Here is a 17,918-nt window from a genome sequence, read left to right on the forward strand (position 1 = left end):
CGTCGTCTTTCCTTACACTTAGCTTTGACGCGAGGGGAACTGTATCGCTATAAAGATTGTCTTTAGCCTGTCTACCGTCACTAAAATCAATTTAACGTGGAAATCATTATGCGCAGGACTCAACGTGTACTTTTCTCAATGGGATTACTGGTTGGCTCGCTGAGCCTGATCCCTGCTGTGCAGGCCGCCGGTGAAGCAACGGATACCGTTCCGCCGCCGCCACAGATTCAGCCTGCTAATCCTGATGCCCAGTCGCAGCCTGGCGCGGTTAACGCTCAGCCGGATGCCGGTGCCGCACAGACTGAGGCGCCATCCAGCTCACAATCGAATGATGGCATTACGCCGACCACGCCAGCGCCGTCGACTGGCGGACAGCCGAACTACGATCTCAACACCATCATCATCGACTACAAACAGTATAAAGTCGGCGACACGGTGCCAGAGAAGTACACTGATAAAACCTACACCATTACCGAGTGGCAAAAACGTAATCTGCCTGCGCCGCAGGAGAATACCCACTGGGCCTATATCAACGCCAATTACATCCTGATTACCAATGACACCGGCAAAATCGTCATGGGGAAATCGGGCGATATCTTCTTCCGCGGTTAAAATAAGCGGTTAAAAAATCAGCCGGTCAGCACGACCGGCTTTTTTTTAGCTGAAACGCTCCGCACCAAAGCTTGCCAGCATCGGATGTTTTTCGCCGCTGATCATCTCGTCCGCCAGTAATTCCCCGACAATCAGCGCCAGCGTGGCACCGGAGTGGCTGAACGCCACGTAACAGCCCGGCACCTTTTGCAGTTCACCCAGCACCGGATCGCCATCACCTGGAATCGGCTTGAGGCCAATCTTCCAGCTCTCAGCTTTGAGCGGCCGATCGCCACGCAATAACCGGCTGGCTTCCTGCGCCAGCTGCGCCACCACCTGCTCATCAATCCGGTATTCCCCGTCGGCCAGCGGCTGGATATCAGCTTCATACCAGTCGTGATCGAGCGCAAAACGGTTGCCAGGATTGGGACGAACCGCGGCGCGCGGGGTGTTCAGCACCGCTTTCAGCGGCTGGGCGGACGGTTCGGTGATCACCAGCATCGAAACCGGCGAGCCGTTGGGGATAGTCACACCGAGCGGTGCCACCACATCCGGCGTCCAGGGACCGCAGGCAACCAGCACCGCATCGGCGCGCAGCTCGCCTTTATCGCTACGAATGCCACAGGCCCGGCCCCGATCGGTGATCACGCTGGCTTTACCGGCGTGTTCTACCACTTCGCCGCCCAGTGCGCGGAACTGATTGACCAGATAATCCACCAGATGCGGCAGGCTGACCCAGCCTTCACCGGGATTAAATATTGCCTGGGCCGCCAGCGCATCGGGATCGACCGCAGCATCCGCCTGCGCCACGTTTTCAGCCGTGATCAGCTGTGAATCGTAGCCGTGGGCTTTTTCATAGTCGTGGCGCGCCTCCGTCGCGGCAACATCGTTATCCGACCAGCAGATCCCGCCGTCAAACCGCAGCCAGTCGAGTGTCGGATGCCGGGCAAACAGGGTGCGATAGCGATCGATGCCGGCCATACGTAGCGCATGATAAGGTTTCGACCGCTCGCCCGCTGAGTTGAGCCACGACAGCGAGCGTCCTGAGGCGCCGGAGCAGAGCGCGGCTTCGGTCACTAAGGTTACCGCTGCCCCGCGTTTCGCCAGCTCGAGCGCCGTCGATACGCCCAGCACGCCACCGCCCAGCACCACCACTTTCATTTCAGTTTTTACCGCCATTATCAGGTTCCTTACTCAGTTACAGCACTTCAGAGAGAAAACGTTGCAGGCGCGGTGACTGCGGCGCATCGAAAATAGCGGCTGGCGGCCCGGCTTCGACAATCTCGCCTTCGTCCATAAACACCACCTGATCCGCCACTTTGCGCGCAAAGCCCATTTCATGCGTTACCACCACCATCGTCATGCCGCGACGACAGAGATCGGCCATCAGCGTCAGCACGCCTTTCACCAGTTCGGGATCGAGCGCCGAGGTCGCCTCATCAAACAGCATCACCTCCGGATCCATCGCCAGCGCGCGAGCAATCGCCACCCGCTGCTGCTGGCCGCCGGAGAGATCGCGTGGCCGGTGATCGGCGCGCGGACCCAGACCAACCTCTTCCAGCCGCTGACGGGCAATCGCCATCGCCTGCGCTTTGGGCAAGCCTTTGACGCGCCACGGGGCCAGCGCCACGTTCTCCAGCGCGCTGTGATCGGGAAACAGGTTGAAGTGCTGAAACACCATGCCAATCCGCAGCCGCAGTGCGTCCGGTTTGTCGCGCAGTACCGATCGGTCGGCCAGCAACACATCGCCCGATTTCGGTTCATGCAGCCGGTTAATACCGCGCAGCAGGGTCGATTTGCCCGAGCCGGATGGCCCGATAATGCAGGTGGTGCTGCCGGGCGCGACCCGCAGCGAGACGTTACGCAGCACCTCAATCGGGCCATAGGCGAGGGTCAGATCGCGCAGCTCCAGGCTGGCTCCGTGCCAGCTGGCGCTGGTTGAGCGGTTATTCATGGTTGCCTCCGGTCAGCGGGTGAGTGGCCAGCGTGCCGTTGGGCCGTCTGACTTCCTCCACCTCTTTTAAACCACTTTGCGGCGCGGTCAGGCGACGGCGGCCGGTGCGGTAACGCACATCCACGTAGTTGACCATGTGCGTCAGCGGCACGGTGATGATCAGATAGAACAGCCCGGCCAGCATCAGCGGCGACAGATTGCCGGTCAGCACCGCCGCATCCTGGCCGACGCGAAACAGCTCGCGCTGCTGGGTCATCAGCCCCAGCAGGTAGACCAGCGACGAGTCTTTAATGATGGCGATGAACTGATTGACGATGGCGGGCAGCACCCGGCGGATCCCCTGCGGGATCACCACCAGCCGCATCGCCCGGCCATAGCTCATCCCCAGCGCGCGACAGGCTTCCATCTGGCCGCGTTCGACGCTCTGAATGCCGGCGCGGAAAATCTCGCCCATGTAGGCGCTGGCAATCAGGCTGAGGGCGAAGATCCCCAGCGGGTAAGGCGTCGGACCGAACAGCTGATAGCTGAATCGCGCCAGGCCCTGACCAATCAGCAGGATGGTCAGAATCGACGGCAGACCGCGAAACAGATCGGTATACAGCCGGGCGGGCAGGCGCAGCCAGCGCGAGGGCGAAATGCCCATCAGCGCCAGCAGCAGGCCAAACAGTGTGCCAAGCAGGGTGGCCGCCAGCGAGATAATCACCGTATTCACCAGCCCGGTGGTCAGCATCTGCGGCAGCACTTCCCTCATTGAGGAAAAATCAAAGAAGGTGCGGGAAAGAATCGTGAGCAAGTCCATCGCCGTCTCCATGCAGTGCGGGGCATTCCCCGGTTAACTCAGGACGCGAACGTCCGCCGCTTTACTGACCGCCAGGCAGATACTGTTTGGGCATTGGCGAGCCGGGGAACCACTTCTGATAGAGCCGCTGCCAGGTGCCGTCCTGCATCGCCGCTTTAATGGCGCTGTCCAGTGCGGCCTTAAAGGCGGGTTTGCCTTTGGCGATGGCGATACCGGCCGGGGCGTCAAAAGAGGGGATATCGGCAGCAGAGACCAGCTTGAAGCGTTCGGCGTAGCTTTTGGCGGCCTCATAGTCGAGGAAGATGGCGTCTAGCGTGCCATTATTGAGCGCCGAGACCGCGCTGTTGTTATCCGGGAAGCGCACGATGTCGGTCTGGGTGAAGTGTTCCACCGCGTAGTTCTCCTGCAGCGTGCCCTGAACGACGCCAAGCCGCCGTTTTGCCAGACTGGCGACATTCTTCACGCCGCTGTCGCTGCGGGTCAGCACGGTGAGAAAGCCCGCCAGATAGCCAGTAGAGAAATCGACGGTTTTTTCACGTGCCGGGGTGATGCCGATCGCCGCGACCGCCGCATCATACTGACCGTTGGCGACCGCCGGCATGATGGCGGAGAAGTCCTGACCGACAAAATCGACCTTATCGATTCCCATGCGATGGGCGACATTTTTAAAGAATTCGACGTCAAAGCCGGTGAACTGACCGCTGGCATCGGTGAAGGTATAAGGTCTGGAATCGCCGACGCTGGCGACGCGTAGCTGGCCCGGTTCGATCAGGCCGTAGGGATTGTCATCGCTGGCAGCCAGCGTAGAGAACGAAAGTGCACAGAGTGCGAGCAGGGTGCTGAACGTCTTACTGAACACAGTGCCGAACAGCATGCCAGGCCGTTTGCCCGGTTTGGTTTGCGATTTCATAGCTCATCCGTTTTTGCAGGTTTAAACATCAGAGACTGTTGAGCCGGTGATTATTTTTGAGACCGGTCTCAACGCAGGTGACACCTTGTGGACGTGGGCGTTGTGAGACCGGTCTCAAGGGGTTACAATGAGTTTAAGCACAGCCTTTTTTCGGCGTCAATCTTCCTGTCATCAACCTGTGATTCAAAATAATTATGACCAGCCAGAAATTACGTTCTAAAGCACCCACCGTGGCGGATGTGGCGCGCGCGGCAAAGGTTTCCAAGGCCCAGGCGGCGCGTGCGCTCGGGGGCTATGGCGCGGTCAGTGATGAGGTGCAGGCGCGGGTAAACAGCGCCGCTGCCGCACTGGGCTACCGTCCGAATGAGCTGGCGCGCAGCATGAATACCGGGCGCTCTAACACCATCGGTGTCATTGTCGGGGATATTGAAAATCCCCACTTCGGCCTCGCCCTGCGCGGCATGGCGGATGTGGCGCGTACCGCCGGTTACCATCTGCTGCTCAGCAACAGCGACGAAAAGCTGCAGGCTGAACAGGATGCGGTACGGGTGATGCTGGAGAAGCGGGTCGACGGCATTATCGTGGCCCCCAGTTGTTCAGAGCGCGATCAAAACAGCCATCTGATGCAGGTGCTGGAAGAGGGCCGGGCGCTGAAACTGTTCGATCGTGCAGTTACCGGCCTTGATGTCGAAGCGATCTGCTGTGAATTCACCAAAGTGGCGGCTGACGCCACCAGACGGTTACTGCAGGCCGGCCATCGTCATATCGCCTATGTCACCAGCATGGCGCTGACCGGTGACTACCGTGCGCCAGCTGATTTTGGCCTGACGCCGGTTGCCCAGCGCGTCGGTGGCATGATGCAGGCGTTTGCCGCGGCGGGAGTGGAATTTGATCCGTCGCTGGTAAAAGTGAATGCGCTGGATGAAGCGCAGATCGCCCGCATCGTGGCTGAGCTGTGGCAGCGCCCGCAGCCACCCAGTGCGCTGGTGGCCTCTGACAGCGTAGTAGCGATGTGGCTGCTGCGTGAAGTGACGCAGCGCGGGCTGCGCATCCCGGCGGATCTCTCCTTCGTGATGTATGACAACTTTCCATGGAGCGAAATTGTGACGCCGCCGCTGACGGTAGTGGCGCAACCGGTATACGAGATGGGGCGTGAAGCGGCACGCCGGCTGATTGCCGAAATTCGTGGCGAAGCGGCCGGTCCAATGCCGCGCTTTGATGCCCGGCTGATACTGCGGGAATCGATTGCTGCTCCGGCCAGCGACAGTGAGCCACGCGGCAGACGTTAACCCGGCCAGCCCAGCACCCGGCGCAACTGTCGTACCGCCGCGGTGATCTGCGTGCTGCTGCTGTTGCCATAGCCAATCACCAGGCCGCGCTGTGCCGGTTCGGTCAGATAAAAGGTCGAGAGTGCCGCAGGCGCGTAGCCAGCCTGGATCAGCCTGTTGGCTATCGCCACGTCATTCTGATGCGCCTCGATTGGCAAGACCAGATGCATTCCGCTGTCGCCACCCAGTAAGGGTATCGGCTGGCCCGCGGCCTGCTGCAGTTCACTGCGCAACAGGGCCTGACGCTGGCGATAGAGGCGGCGCATTTTACTCAAATGCCGGCTGTAATCGCCGCTGAGAATAAAGCGTGCCAGCGCCTGCTGCTCCAGCGGATTACCGCCACGTAGCAGCTGATGCAGCGCCGGTCGCAGATTACTGACCAGCGGCGCGGGCAGCACCATAAAGCCGATACGCAGGGCAGGGAACAGCGTCTTGCTGAAGGAGCCGAGATAGATCACCGGCGCGTTATCGGTCATCCCCTGCATGGCGGCAATCGGCTCGCCGTGGTGCCGGAAGTCGCCATCATAATCATCTTCGATAATCCACGCCTGCTGCTGCCGCGCCGCCGAAATCAGCGCCAGCCGCCGGGCTGCGCTCATCACCGCGCCAGTCGGATACTGATGGGTTGGCGTGGTGTAGATCAGGCGCGGTGGGGACTGTTGCCAGTGTTGCGGCTGCGGAGCCAGGCCCTGCTGATCGATGGGAATCGGAACCACGCGCAGATCGCCGGCTTGCATGGCCGCTTTGGCCCCACGATAGCCTGGATCTTCAACCCAGCCGTGGTCACCCGGATCGCTCAGCAGAGTGACGCACAGCATCAGCGCCTGTTGCGCTCCTTCGGTAATCACAATCTGTCCGGCATCACACCGAACACCGCGCGTGATACGCAACTGCTGCGCCAGTGCGGCACGCAGTTCAGGATCACCCAGCGGGTCGCCATAACCCAACTGGCGCGGTGGCGTGTGGTTCAGCACATGATTAAGCGCCCGACGCCAGGCGGCTAACGGAAAATGATTCAGCGCCGGAATGCCGGGGCGCAGCGGCAGCGTTCCGGTATCGAAACGCTGGCTGAGCTGAAGGGCATCAAGCCGTTTTGCCAGCGGCCAGTGAGCCAACCCGTTGTCATCTGGCCGGGCTGTCGGTAACGCCAGCAGGCTGACGCGGCTACCCTGCCGATCGCTCATCAGATAGCCCTCCGCCTGCAGCTGGGTCCAGACGTTAAGCACCGTATTACGTGAGACCTGTAGCTCAGCGGCCAGTTGCCGGGTGGCAGGTAACATCGCGCCGGCAGCCAGCTGGCCCTGCAAAATGCCCTGTTTAATCCGCTGGTAAAGCTGCTGCTGCAGCGTGGTTCCGGCGGCTGGCGTTAACGGTGCCAGCAGTAAAGGATGGCTCTCCGGCTTCATGGCGCGCTCCCGTGGATCTATCATTTTCAAACATTGTGGTACTTTTTAACCCACCATGATAGTGGCAATCTGCAGGCATCATCTGAAGCCTGGAGGCGATATGTCACAACACACTAATCAGTATGGTCAGCCGGTCGGGGTCGATTTACCGGACTGGCAACCCCGTCCTTTTCCGCAGCCGCAGGTTTTCACTGGCGAAGTTTGCCGGCTTGAGCCGTTCAGCGTGGCGCGCCATGGCGAAGCGCTGTTCGATGCCTACGCCGCGGCGGAAGATGGCCGCGACTGGACCTATATGTTTGTCGGGCCGTTTGATAACCGGCAGGTGTGGCAGGAGCATGCGGCGCAGCTGGAGGCCAGCCGTGACCCGCTGCACTTTGCGGTAATCGATCTTGTCAGCGGGCAGGCGGCAGGCAGCCTGGCGTTGATGCGGATTCAGCCGGAACATGGCGTGATCGAAGTCGGACATGTGGCGTTTTCACCTCATCTGAAGCGGACCCGCATGGCGACGGAAGCCCATTTCCTGCTGATGCGTTACGCCTTTGAGACGCTGGGTTATCGCCGCTATGAGTGGAAGTGTGATAGCTGCAATGCGCCATCACGTCGGGCGGCAGAACGTCTTGGTTTCCGCTACGAAGGCGATTTCCGCCAGGCGATTGTTTACAAAGGCCGCAGTCGCGATACCAGCTGGCTGTCGATCATTGATGGCGAATGGCCGCAGGTGAAAAAGGGCCTGCAGCGCTGGCTGGCCAGCGACAACTTTACTGCCGATGGCCAGCAGCGCGAAAAGCTGGAAACATTGCGCAAGCTGCCCTGACCGGTCGCTGCTTATTCAGATAAACAGGGTTTTCACGGCCGCCACCAGCAGGGTGGTGGTCATCACCATTAACAGTCGCTTAATCCAGCGCATGTCGTTTTTCACTGTCATCACTTCATCTCTGAGATTCTCGACCGTTCGGGTTAAGCTGATCAGGCCAGCCTCGAGCTTATCGACTTTGATTTCAACCTGGTTAAGCCGGATACCCAGCTTATCGACTTTTCTTTCAACGTGCCCCAGACGCTCATCGATCTGGTCAACTTTGCGTTCCACGTTGCCGAGTCGCTCATCGATCTGGTCGACTTTTCGTTCAACATTGCCGAGTCGCTCATCCATCAGGTCGACTTTTCGTTCAACATTGCCGAGTCGCTCATCTATCTGTTCAACTTTTCGGTCAACCTGATCGACTTTGCGTTCAACATTGCCGAGTCGCTCATCTATCTGTTCAACTTTTCGGTCAACCTGATCGACTTTGCGTTCAACATTGCCAACCCGCTCATCGATTTGTTCGACTTTTCGGTCAACCTGATCGACTTTGCGTTCAACATTGCCAACGCGCTCATCTATCTGTTCAACTTTTCGGTCGACCTGATCAACTTTGCGTTCAACATTGCTAACGCGCTCATCTGTCTGTTCAACTTTTCGGTCGACCTGATCGACTTTGCGTTCAACATTGCCAACGTGCTCATCGATCAGTTCAACTTTTTGTTCGACCTGATCGACTTTTTGCTCAACGTGGCCGACGCGCTCATCGACCCGGTCGACTTTTTGTTCAACCCGGCTGAGTTGCTTATCGTCTGGCTGGTCCGGTTTTCCCTGCTGCATATCCGTAAAGATCTCCACCATCGCCTCCGCTTGCTGCTCATCGATCCCTGCCCGCTGCAGGGCTTTAAAGGCCTGGTGGGTCTTCATCATGGTGCTTGTCATGTCTGCCTCTCTCCCGGCAATACGGCGATAGCGAGAGGATGACAGATCACACAAAGGGTACCACTAAGCCGGTTGTACTTTGCGCGCCTTTCCGAAAAATATCAATTAGTTCAACAAGTAACGTGCAGTGGATTGCGAGCGGTCTCGCAACCTTCGGCGTCTGATGCGGGAAGATCTCCTCTGCGTGAATCCGCAGAGGAGAAGAGAAAAGCAGGCGTTATGGCTGAGGCACGATCTTGATTTCCACCATGCCAATGCCCAGTTTGCGTGGGTCCTGACCGGTGATATTGCCGATATTACTCAGCTGCGGTTCCGGCGGCGCAATGGTCAGTTGGTGCGTGGCGGTCGGGTTGTCAAAATGCAGCGTATGGGTAGAGAAGGTTTCACCCAGCGACAGCAGTTGCTGCTGATCGCCAACCCGCACCGGGATCTGGCGGTGGACGTTAGCTCCATAAGCGCGAGCGGTAATCACCAGGTCAAACTTCGGCGGTAGCGGATCGACGTACTCTATCTTCACTTCCGGCGCGAGATTAGCGTTAGACCAGCGACCCCAGCTTTCCGGTCGGGAAATGCCGCTAAAACGCTTGATGCTCTGCGGTGCGCCAGGCACGTCGAGCCGGAAGCTGTCGGCGCTGTAGCGAATGTCGTTATCTTCGATGCGGATCTGCGCCAGATTGCGCTGATAAGCCGCATCGCTGGTCGGTGTGGTCGGGAATTTCACTTTACCTTTCCACTGTGGCTGATCGATATGCGTTACCGCAGGCGTTGCGCCGAGCTGGCCCATTGCCACACAGAGATCGCCGGACAGCGCCAGCGACGGCTGCCAGAGTCGCGCCATTTTGAAACAGCGATCGACCCACAGAAACTTATCGGTCGAGGTGAAATCGGCCAGCTGATAGCGCAGCGGTGCCGAATATTCCCCTTCCGGCATCGGCTCAACATGCTTATCACTGATGCGGAACAGAATCGGTAACCGGAAGGTGGTACCCGAGAAGCTAAAGGTATTTTTCACCTGATCGACGGTAAAGCTGTCCATCATCTTCGGGAAATTCCACAGCTGGATAATATCCGGCTTCCAGCTCATCACCTTACTTTTCATATCTTCAAACTGCGTCGATAGCGAAACGCTGCTCAGGCTGCTGCGGCCCAGACCAATCGCGTTGTCACCGCCGAGAATATCCAGCAGCGTCGCGCCGTTATCCAGCGTGCTGCGGCGCGCATCAATCACTTCTGCCTGCGGTTTATCGCCGCGGATCACCATAAAAAGATCGTGGCGCGGCTGCTTAATCAGGTACTGGTGGGCGGTGTTATTCATCGCCAGATGATCGGAGGTCACCACAATCACCGTCTGTTTAAACCACGGTGAGGCTTTAATCCGGTCAATCAGGCGCGCGACGTGCTCCTGCGAACAGGCCACCGCGCTAAATGACTGGTTTGGTTTGCCATCAAAGCTGTAGCTCTTGCGTTCACAGCTGCGGGAGATAAAGCCATCGGGATGATGGGTATCGACCGTCAGGGTGAACAGCGCAAACGGTTTGTTGGCTTTTGACAGTTCCTGATATTTTTCAAACACCTCATCCATCACCGTATCGTCGTAATAACCCCAGTTGTTGCGATAGGTCGGATCGGCAACGCGGCTTTTCAGCTCCTGCGCGCCGTAAAGGTTGGCCGGATCAAAGCCGTGTGATTTCAGGAACACATCTTTGCCGGCGAAGCGCAGATCAGCGCCCTGAATAAACCAGTTGTCGTAGCCGGAGTTTTTCAGGATGTCGCCCAGACAGACGTTTTGCGGATAGAAGCTGGAGAGCGAGGCTGAGGCATTGCCGTCAAACGGCGCAAACAGCGGAATGCCGCACATTGAGGCGACCATGCCAGCGATAGTGTAATCGGTACCCGGCAGCTGCTCAGTCTGGCTGAAGTCGATGCTTTGCTCTTTCAGGCGGCTGAGCTCCGGTGCCAGGCCGGGAAAAGCGTGCTGATCAAAATAGGTGCGCTCCAGGCTTTCGCCGTAGATATAGACCACGTTGAGGTGCGGCTGCGCAATGCGGTTACGTGGCACTTTGTAGAACGCATCGAAGTCGGAATCGGCCAGCTGGGTGTGCGACACAATCAGGGACGCCACCTGACGAAATGCAGGTGTGGTCTGCACTGAACCCAGCGCGCAGGCCACCGCCAGCAGCGACCAGCCGATATGATGTGGCCGCTCACGCCGCCGCAGTATCCACGACAGCAGGCAGAACAGCAGAAACAGCACGATGATCAGCCCTATGCCCGGCACCACATATTTACTGATACCGGCACCGGTCAGGCTGTTGGTCAGGGTATAGAGCACGGCATCATTGATGCCGTCGCCGGTGAAGTAGTTGCTGGCGTAAAGCGTTGCATTCAGCACCACAAACAACACCAGCAGGATTAACACCACAAAGAACCAAAATTTGTTACGCCCGGCTTTACAGGAATAGATAGCAATAGCGGCCAGAAACAGCCCAAGTGACGCTAATTCGGACAACGGCAAATCCTCTGTTGATATGAGTACGCGGCGCTTCAGACTGCCGGCCACCTTCGGGGGGATGGTTTTTCGACAATCTATATTGGCTGTAACCCGGCTGCAACACATCCAGCCAGATTTGTGCGGTGAGGATCATATTGGTGACAGAGAGCATCGGCGGGGAGTTTATCAGGCCTGACGGCGGCTGGCGCGCACCGTCAGCAGAGCAAAGCGGACTGTAATTTCAGAGTTTGCCGGTCAGGTATTGCGCCTCACCATCAGCAAAGCTCCAGTCGCCTTTGTCATTGGTGATAAAGCTGATCATTAAATCGTTACCCTGCACGCCACAACTTTCGCGCAGCTCGCGCGCCAGCTCCGCCATGAAGTGCTGTTTCTGTTCGCTGCTGCGCGGGCTGGTGTAGACCCGCACCATGACCAGATTATCGCTGCGGCTGAATCCCAGCCCGGTATCCTGAAACACCATCTGGTGGCGCTTGTTTTCCTGAACAATCTGGTAACGATCGCGCTCAGGAACCTGAAACGCGGTGAGCACGGCCCGGTGTGCTGCATCCAGCAGCGTACGCAGTTCGGATTCTGAACGACCCTGAATAACATCAAATTGCAGCAGTGGCATCGGCTTTTCCTCGCGGTGAGAGTGATAGTCTGTTGTGACTATAGTGACCACTTTATCCGCCGGGAAAAAGCGCGTAGCCTGAACTTATTATTCACTATATTGAACAATCAAGATGAAAGAGATGAAGACCGATGCGCTGTGGGATCACCTGCACTGGCTGACGGTGCTGGCCGAGCAGGGCAGTTTTACCCGTGCCGCAGAGCGGCTCGACGTCAGCAAAGCGGCGATGAGCCAAAAAATCAAAGAGCTGGAGCAGATGGCGGGCGTGCTGCTGGTACAGCGTACTACCCGCAGCGTGCGTCTGACCTCGGCGGGTGAAAAGCTGGTGGAGGAGTTGCGCGAGCCGTTTGCCCGTATCGAACAGAGCTTTTTCAGCGTGCGTGATACTGCCGGTCCGGTACGGGGACTGGTGCGCATCACCGCGCCGGTGGCGTTTGCCCGTCAGCAGCTGGTGCCGATCATTGGTGAGTTTCTGCGTGACTATCCGCAGGTCCGCCTGCAGCTCGACGTAACGGACCGCATTGTGTCGCTCAGCAGTGAAGGGTTTGATCTGGCGATACGCCACAGCGACACGCTACCGGAAACCCATGTGGCGCTGCCGCTGTGTGAGACGCGCACGCTGCTGGTGGCGTCACCGGCCTATCTGGCGGCGCAGGGTACGCCGCTGATGCCGCAGGATCTGGCCCGGCATAACTGCCTTTACTATCCACGCGGGGTGGAATCGCCACGCTGGAGCTTTGTGACCGACGGCGATAATGAGCGGATCCAGGTGCGGATTCAGGGCTGTTTTGCCACCAATAACAGTGAGTCGATCCGCGATGCGGCGCTGCAGGGATTAGGCATTGCGATGCTGCCGGACTTCAGCGCCCGGGCGGCGCTGGCAGCCGGTTCACTGCAACAGGTTCTGCCTGAATGGCAGGCGGTCGAGGCGTTCGCCGCCCGCCTGTGGATTGTGCGTCCCTGGGCGGCGCAGGTGCCACGTGCGGTCACCACCTTTGCCCACTGGTTACGCGCGCGCTTTGACGGTTAGCGGCAGCGCCAGCGTCGGGGCGGTCTGCTGCATCATCTCACCCATCAGGCTGCGGCGATTGTACAAACCCAGCCGCAGATTGAAGTCGAGATGCAGCCGTTCGTTTCCGGTTAACTTGATGATTGGCGGCGGCGTTTGCGGTCGTTGCTGAAACAGCACGGAATGGGCGAAGGCGCTGCTGCTGTCAGCGTGCAGGCGCTGATAGTAGTAAGCGTTAGCTTCCCCTTTCCGCAGGTAGAGATTGGCCCGTCGGTATTCGCGCATCGCTACCTGTTGGGCCAGTGACAATAGCTGGCGCGATGGATTATCAATGTTCTGCACAATCATCGGGAAATCATCGCGCTTTTTCAGTTCCTGAAAATAGTTCTGAATGCCGACGTTTTTCACCGGTGCCAGCTGTTTCAGCCACTCGCGGATAAACGGATTTTGCGGCGCAGCGGCGACAAACCAGCTTTCGATCACCGGGGCGAGGAAATTCAGGGTTGATTGTTCGCGGTAGTAACCGATTAAATCCATCGACCGCTCCAGATGCACGCGATGGACCCAGGCGAGATCTTCAAATAACAGGGTACTGCAATCAATGCCGATGCCGCCGTAACGGTGAATCAGTTCGAGACGAATGATTTCACTTTTATGCGCCAGCGTCAGATCGGAAGAGATAAAGTCAAGATCGGGCAGCCACTGCGACAGGATGTGCTGAGTAATCAGATAAACCTGGTGATCGGGATTATCCCGCCGGATTTTACTGATATTCAGCGCCATTGAGGTAGGCAGCTGATCGTTATGCCAGTACATCCAGACAATCTTCGGAATTTCCGGCAAGCTTTTCTGCTGCGATATCAACACGACGTTCTCTTCCTGCCCCGGGTCATATTCCGGTGCGCTAAAGACGCTGTGTCGTTTTTTATTCCATAACATCTGGCTACTGAATGATATTCTTTTCCAGTTGCGCCAGATCTTATGCGCAGGTCGTTGGCGATGTAAAGTCATGGTGCACCTGTTGTTTTTATTTTCCCGTCATATTGCAGCACCTGCGCGCCCCATAATTAACGCGATGGCGGGGCGATGCAGCCTGGCGGCAATCTCAATCAGTGCGGGAATTATTAAAGGGTTTCCCTGATGGTGGCGCAGTGTAAAAGCGCGCGCTAGTTTCCTCACGGCGGTTTAAATTGCACTGCACCTTTTTAATAAAACATTATTTACCTATAAGCTATGTCTTTTTTTGACTTTCGGATAATACGGAAATAAACCGGGCAGCCGATGAAAATAATAGATTAAGCGGACTGTATTATTTATTTAATCACTCTTTTTCGCCGGTATAAGGAAAGTCTGAATCGCGCGGCGGAGTTATCGCCGCTGCTGCGGCCTGGTGGCTTTTTCGGCAGCGGATTGCGCTTAAACTGCCGCGTTAGCCCGGCTCATCAATCGCTCACGGCGTGCCGCGCGTTAACGATTGTCTACGCTTAAGAGGATCTTACTGAGAAAGGAGCGCGCATGCAGAGTGATTCTCACGGTTTACTGGCGGTAGATAAACGGGGCAATCGCGTCCTGTTTCTTAACCCGGAGACGTTTGCGGTCGAGCGGGAGCTGAACGCCTTTCCACCGCGACCGCATGAACTGCTGATGCTGACGGCGTGGGGCAAAGCCTATGTGCCGATTTATGGCGATGGCGTTCATGGCAACAATCCGCATCCGGGCCATAAAGTGGCGATAATTGATTTGCAGCATCGGGAGATCAGCGGCTTTATCGATCTGTCTCCGCTGCGGGCGCCGCACAGTAGTCAGCTGGGGCGCGACGGCAAAGTCTACCTCTGCTGTGAGCAGAGTGCCGCTGTGGCGGTGATCGATCCGCTCACCGATCGGCTGGAAAAAGTCATTCCGATCCCTTCGCACAATGCGCATCGTCTGACGTTGTCACCCAGCGGCCGCAAGCTGTTTACCGATAACGAAGAGGACGCCACCATCACGGTCGTCGATCTGTGCGAAGCGGAAGGGCGGATCATCGATACCATCCTGCTGCCGGGGCCGATTGCCGGTATCGCCGCCTCACCCAGACACCCTTACCTGGTGGCCAGCGCCGCCGACGCGCCGCTGCTGTACGTTATCGATCGGCAAAGCCACCGGATTCGCCAGCGTCTGGCGCTGCCGGGTCATCAGCAGCCTTGTCAGGTGGTGCGTTTTAGCGCGGATGGGGAACAGCTGGTGGCGATTGGCGAGGGTGAGCCGGTTGTCACCCTGTTTGACGATCTGCTCAATCCGCTGGGCGATATCGCGGTCGGCACTATGCCGATGGATGGCTGCTTCAGCCCTGACAAACAGTTGTTGCTGATCGCCAATCAGGGCGATGGCACCCTGAGCGTGATCGATCTGGCTCAGCGCAAAGTGATTGCCACGCCGCGGGTCGGCACCGGCTGTGAAGTGCTGAGCTACTATCCGCGCGATCAGATAAACGGACGATGATAGATCGCCGAGCTCCAGTGACGGCTGCTGGCGTGCTTTTCCGCCTGCCAGCCGCGTTTGCGCAGCTCACGGGCGATCATCTTGTTCATGATGCCGTGACCCAGCAGCAGCACCGTGCCGTGGCGGGCGTGCTCAATTAACCGGTCGGCCGCCAGTGAAGCGCGATGGCGGGCGTGCTGCAATGACTCGCTCTGGCCGGCATAACCGCACAGCCACAGCAGCCGCAGCAGCGCCAGCCAGATCAGCGTCGGTAGCTGGAGCTGACTGCCCGGTAGCAGCGGCACTGCCACCTCGCTAAACAGCGCGTCGACCTCGTGCGGCTGCAACCCGAGCTGGCGCAGTGAGGAGCGGGCGCGGGGAAGCGGGCTGCACACCACCACCGTCGCCTGACGCGCAATAGACAGGCTACGCGGCGGCGGTCCGTCGCTGACCTGTGACAAATCGTAGGCTTCGCACCAGTCCGCCAGCGCCTGCACGTTGTGCCGTCCGCCGGGCTGGTGATTGGGCTTACCGTGCCGCATTAGAATAATCGTCATAACTCTCCTGTACCGCTTTCACCACAGGGTAAAGCATTGTCTGCATTTGCCAATCCCTGGATATTTTTTCGGAGAATAACCCGGCTGTCATGCCACGGTAACAGCGCGGTGCGATAACGGAGCGCGATGAAAGGGGCCTGCTCCCGATTTAGCTTAATGTTAAGAGAAAATTCTACTTCGCACGCCCTGATGTATTTTTTATGCGCGACGACTCTCGGTTAACTGCCTGAATTTGCGATAAAAACTTTTGATGACGCAGTGTGATAATGAAGTTTATCTAACAAATTATCTGAAGATCTATTGATTTATCTACGCGCGTAGATACACTATGTCTCCAGTGATTGCTCACGGTGCACGATGCACAGCAGGCGCCATTGATTGTGAAGTTACATTCGCTTCGTTAAAGCGACCGGTCAAAAAAGATCGGCGAAAGCGGGCGAGGGGCCAGATTCCAACACCAGGGAATCCTTTAACCTTTCATCATGGTTAGTCAACTGAACGTCGCCACCGGGATGTTCCGCTTACACCCAGGGAACCGACCCACGGACGGGCGTTTATCGATCTGCATACTCATTCAGGGACAGGGTTATGACGGCACACAGCACCGTTAAGCAGCAGGCATCACTGCCTTCCTCCTCAGCCGCCGACGAGCGGTTTAATACGCCTTCCGGCCGCAAAGATTTCTGGCGCGCCACTTTCTCATGCTGGTTAGGTACCGCCATGGAGTACGCGGATTTCGCGCTCTATGGCCTTGCCGCCGGCATTATTTTTGGTGACGTTTTCTTCCCGGAATCGACCCCGGCGATGGCGCTGCTCTCCAGTTTTGCCACCTGGTCGGTCGGCTTTGTTGCCCGCCCGATTGGCGCACTGTTCTTCGGCTGGCTCGGCGACCGCAAAGGGCGAAAGGTGGTGATGATCGCCACCATCATCCTGATGGGCGCCTCCACCACCTTTATCGGTTTAATCCCCAGCTATGCCTCGATTGGCGTCTGGGCACCGGCCTGTCTGGTGCTGCTGCGCTTTACCCAGGGTTTTGGCGCGGGTGCTGAACTGTCGGGCGGTACGGTGATGCTGGGCGAATATGCGCCAGTGGAGCGTCGCGGCCTGGTCTCTTCCGTGATCGCGCTTGGTTCCAACAGCGGTACGCTGCTGGCCTCGCTGGTCTGGCTGATCGTGGTGCAGATGGATCAGCAGAGCCTGCTCGAATGGGGCTGGCGCATCCCGTTCCTCAGCAGTGCGCTGATTGCGCTGGTCGCCTTATGGATTCGACGTCACCTGCGTGAAACGCCGGTATTTGAGCGTAAAAAAGCGCAGATGGCAGCGGAACGTGCCGGCGTGCTGGCGGCGCAGCCAGCGGTCGACTCGCGTCCTTTCTTTCAGCGTACCCGCGCCTTCTGGACCATGGTGGGTCTGCGTATCGGCGAGAATGGCCCCTCTTATCTGGCGCAGGGGTTTATTGTCGGTTACGTCGCGAAGGTGCTGATGGTGGATAAATCGGTGCCGACCACCGCCGTTTTTCTGGCGTCGCTGCTAGGCTTTATCATTATCCCCTGCGCGGGCTGGCTGTCGGACCGCTTTGGCCGCCGGGTGGTTTACCGCGTGTTCTGCCTGTTGCTGATGGTCTACGCCTGGCCGGCCTTTACGCTGCTGGATAGCCGCGAGCCGATGCTGGTCATTCCGGTAATCGTGGTGGGAATGGCGCTGGCGTCGCTGGGTATCTTTGGCGTTCAGGCAGCCTGGGGCGTGGAGATGTTCGGCGTCCACCACCGCTATACCAAAATGGCGGTCGCCAAAGAGCTGGGTTCCATTCTCTCTGGCGGCACCGCACCGCTGATCGCCGCAGCGATGCTCTCTTACAGCGGTCACTGGTGGCCGATTGCGGTCTACTTCTCGGCGATGGCCACTGTCGGGTTCCTGACGACCTTTGTGGCGCCGGAGACGCGAGGGCGGGATCTCAACCTGCCGGATGATGCGATATAGCCGGACCAACAAAAAAGTACAGCAGGCCGTGTAATGCGGCCTGCTTTGTTTATGGAGGAAA

16 protein-coding genes are annotated in these 17,918 nt (G+C 58.1%); 6 read left to right on the forward strand and 10 right to left on the reverse strand.

The features are described 5' to 3' along the window. Positions 1-108 precede the first annotated feature (108 nt). Positions 109-612, forward strand: a complete 504-nt coding sequence (locus AABB92_RS14985) for an RcnB family protein (RefSeq protein ID WP_031376333.1) — start codon at positions 109-111, stop codon at positions 610-612. 45 nt (positions 613-657) lie between these two features. Here AABB92_RS14985 and AABB92_RS14990 read toward each other — a convergent pair whose 3' ends face one another. From AABB92_RS14990 to AABB92_RS15005, 4 genes are all read right to left on the reverse strand, one after another. Further along, the gene (locus tag AABB92_RS14990) at positions 658-1,770 is read right to left on the reverse strand and encodes an NAD(P)/FAD-dependent oxidoreductase (protein ID WP_031376334.1); all 1,113 of its coding nucleotides are present in this window, start codon (positions 1,768-1,770) and stop codon (positions 658-660) included. Between the two features lie 19 nt (positions 1,771-1,789). Beyond that, the gene (locus AABB92_RS14995) at positions 1,790-2,545 is read right to left on the reverse strand and encodes an amino acid ABC transporter ATP-binding protein (protein ID WP_046289175.1); all 756 of its coding nucleotides are present in this window, start codon (positions 2,543-2,545) and stop codon (positions 1,790-1,792) included. Beyond that, positions 2,538-3,344, reverse strand: coding sequence for an amino acid ABC transporter permease (locus tag AABB92_RS15000; protein ID WP_031376335.1), 807 nt, complete (start codon positions 3,342-3,344; stop codon positions 2,538-2,540). The genes AABB92_RS14995 and AABB92_RS15000 overlap by 8 nt, the downstream gene beginning before the upstream one ends. 61 nt (positions 3,345-3,405) lie before the next feature. Further along, on the reverse strand, positions 3,406-4,218 hold the full coding sequence (locus tag AABB92_RS15005) for an ABC transporter substrate-binding protein (RefSeq protein ID WP_046289217.1): 813 nt from the start codon (positions 4,216-4,218) through the stop codon (positions 3,406-3,408). Between the two features lie 230 nt (positions 4,219-4,448). Between AABB92_RS15005 and AABB92_RS15010 the strand changes: the two genes are divergently transcribed. Continuing rightward, entirely contained in the window at positions 4,449-5,543 is a 1,095-nt protein-coding gene (locus tag AABB92_RS15010; RefSeq protein WP_031376337.1) for a LacI family DNA-binding transcriptional regulator, read from the forward strand. Here the strand turns inward: AABB92_RS15010 and pdxR are convergent. Continuing rightward, on the reverse strand, positions 5,540-6,988 hold the full coding sequence (gene pdxR, locus AABB92_RS15015; RefSeq protein WP_031376338.1) for a MocR-like pyridoxine biosynthesis transcription factor PdxR: 1,449 nt from the start codon (positions 6,986-6,988) through the stop codon (positions 5,540-5,542). The genes AABB92_RS15010 and pdxR overlap by 4 nt on opposite strands. 100 nt (positions 6,989-7,088) lie before the next feature. Between pdxR and AABB92_RS15020 the strand changes: the two genes are divergently transcribed. Beyond that, the gene (locus AABB92_RS15020; RefSeq protein ID WP_031376339.1) at positions 7,089-7,802 is read left to right on the forward strand and encodes a GNAT family N-acetyltransferase; all 714 of its coding nucleotides are present in this window, start codon (positions 7,089-7,091) and stop codon (positions 7,800-7,802) included. 15 nt (positions 7,803-7,817) lie between these two features. Here AABB92_RS15020 and AABB92_RS15025 read toward each other — a convergent pair whose 3' ends face one another. From AABB92_RS15025 to AABB92_RS15035, 3 genes are all read right to left on the reverse strand, one after another. Next, positions 7,818-8,717, reverse strand: a complete 900-nt coding sequence (locus AABB92_RS15025; protein ID WP_342550276.1) for a tropomyosin — start codon at positions 8,715-8,717, stop codon at positions 7,818-7,820. Between the two features lie 229 nt (positions 8,718-8,946). Then, a complete protein-coding gene (gene opgB / locus AABB92_RS15030) occupies positions 8,947-11,238 on the reverse strand; it encodes a phosphatidylglycerol--membrane-oligosaccharide glycerophosphotransferase (protein WP_046289176.1) in 2,292 nt (763 codons plus the stop codon). Positions 11,239-11,461: 223 nt separating this feature from the next. Continuing rightward, complete coding sequence (locus AABB92_RS15035; RefSeq protein ID WP_031376341.1) at positions 11,462-11,851, reverse strand: tautomerase family protein; 390 nt, start codon at positions 11,849-11,851, stop codon at positions 11,462-11,464. Positions 11,852-11,963: 112 nt separating this feature from the next. Between AABB92_RS15035 and AABB92_RS15040 the strand changes: the two genes are divergently transcribed. Next, a complete protein-coding gene (locus AABB92_RS15040; RefSeq protein WP_046289177.1) occupies positions 11,964-12,881 on the forward strand; it encodes a LysR family transcriptional regulator in 918 nt (305 codons plus the stop codon). Here AABB92_RS15040 and AABB92_RS15045 read toward each other — a convergent pair. Next, complete coding sequence (locus AABB92_RS15045) at positions 12,858-13,871, reverse strand: glycosyltransferase family 32 protein (RefSeq protein ID WP_031376342.1); 1,014 nt, start codon at positions 13,869-13,871, stop codon at positions 12,858-12,860. The genes AABB92_RS15040 and AABB92_RS15045 overlap by 24 nt on opposite strands. Before the next feature lie 504 nt (positions 13,872-14,375). Between AABB92_RS15045 and AABB92_RS15050 the strand changes: the two genes are divergently transcribed. Beyond that, positions 14,376-15,341 carry a beta-propeller fold lactonase family protein gene (locus AABB92_RS15050; protein WP_031376343.1) on the forward strand — a complete coding sequence of 322 codons (966 nt, stop codon included), beginning with the start codon at positions 14,376-14,378 and terminating at the stop codon, positions 15,339-15,341. Here the strand turns inward: AABB92_RS15050 and AABB92_RS15055 are convergent. Next, positions 15,323-15,877, reverse strand: a complete 555-nt coding sequence (locus AABB92_RS15055) for a histidine phosphatase family protein (protein ID WP_031376344.1) — start codon at positions 15,875-15,877, stop codon at positions 15,323-15,325. The two genes, AABB92_RS15050 and AABB92_RS15055, sit on opposite strands and share 19 nt — an antisense overlap. Before the next feature lie 588 nt (positions 15,878-16,465). On the opposite strand from AABB92_RS15055, the gene AABB92_RS15060 reads away from it, so the two are divergent. Beyond that, the gene (locus tag AABB92_RS15060; protein WP_031376345.1) at positions 16,466-17,857 is read left to right on the forward strand and encodes an MFS transporter; all 1,392 of its coding nucleotides are present in this window, start codon (positions 16,466-16,468) and stop codon (positions 17,855-17,857) included. Positions 17,858-17,918: the final 61 nt, after the last annotated feature.

Origin of the sequence: Pantoea brenneri (assembly GCF_038594305.1) — a bacterium.
Lineage (GTDB): Bacteria > Pseudomonadota > Gammaproteobacteria > Enterobacterales > Enterobacteriaceae > Pantoea > Pantoea brenneri.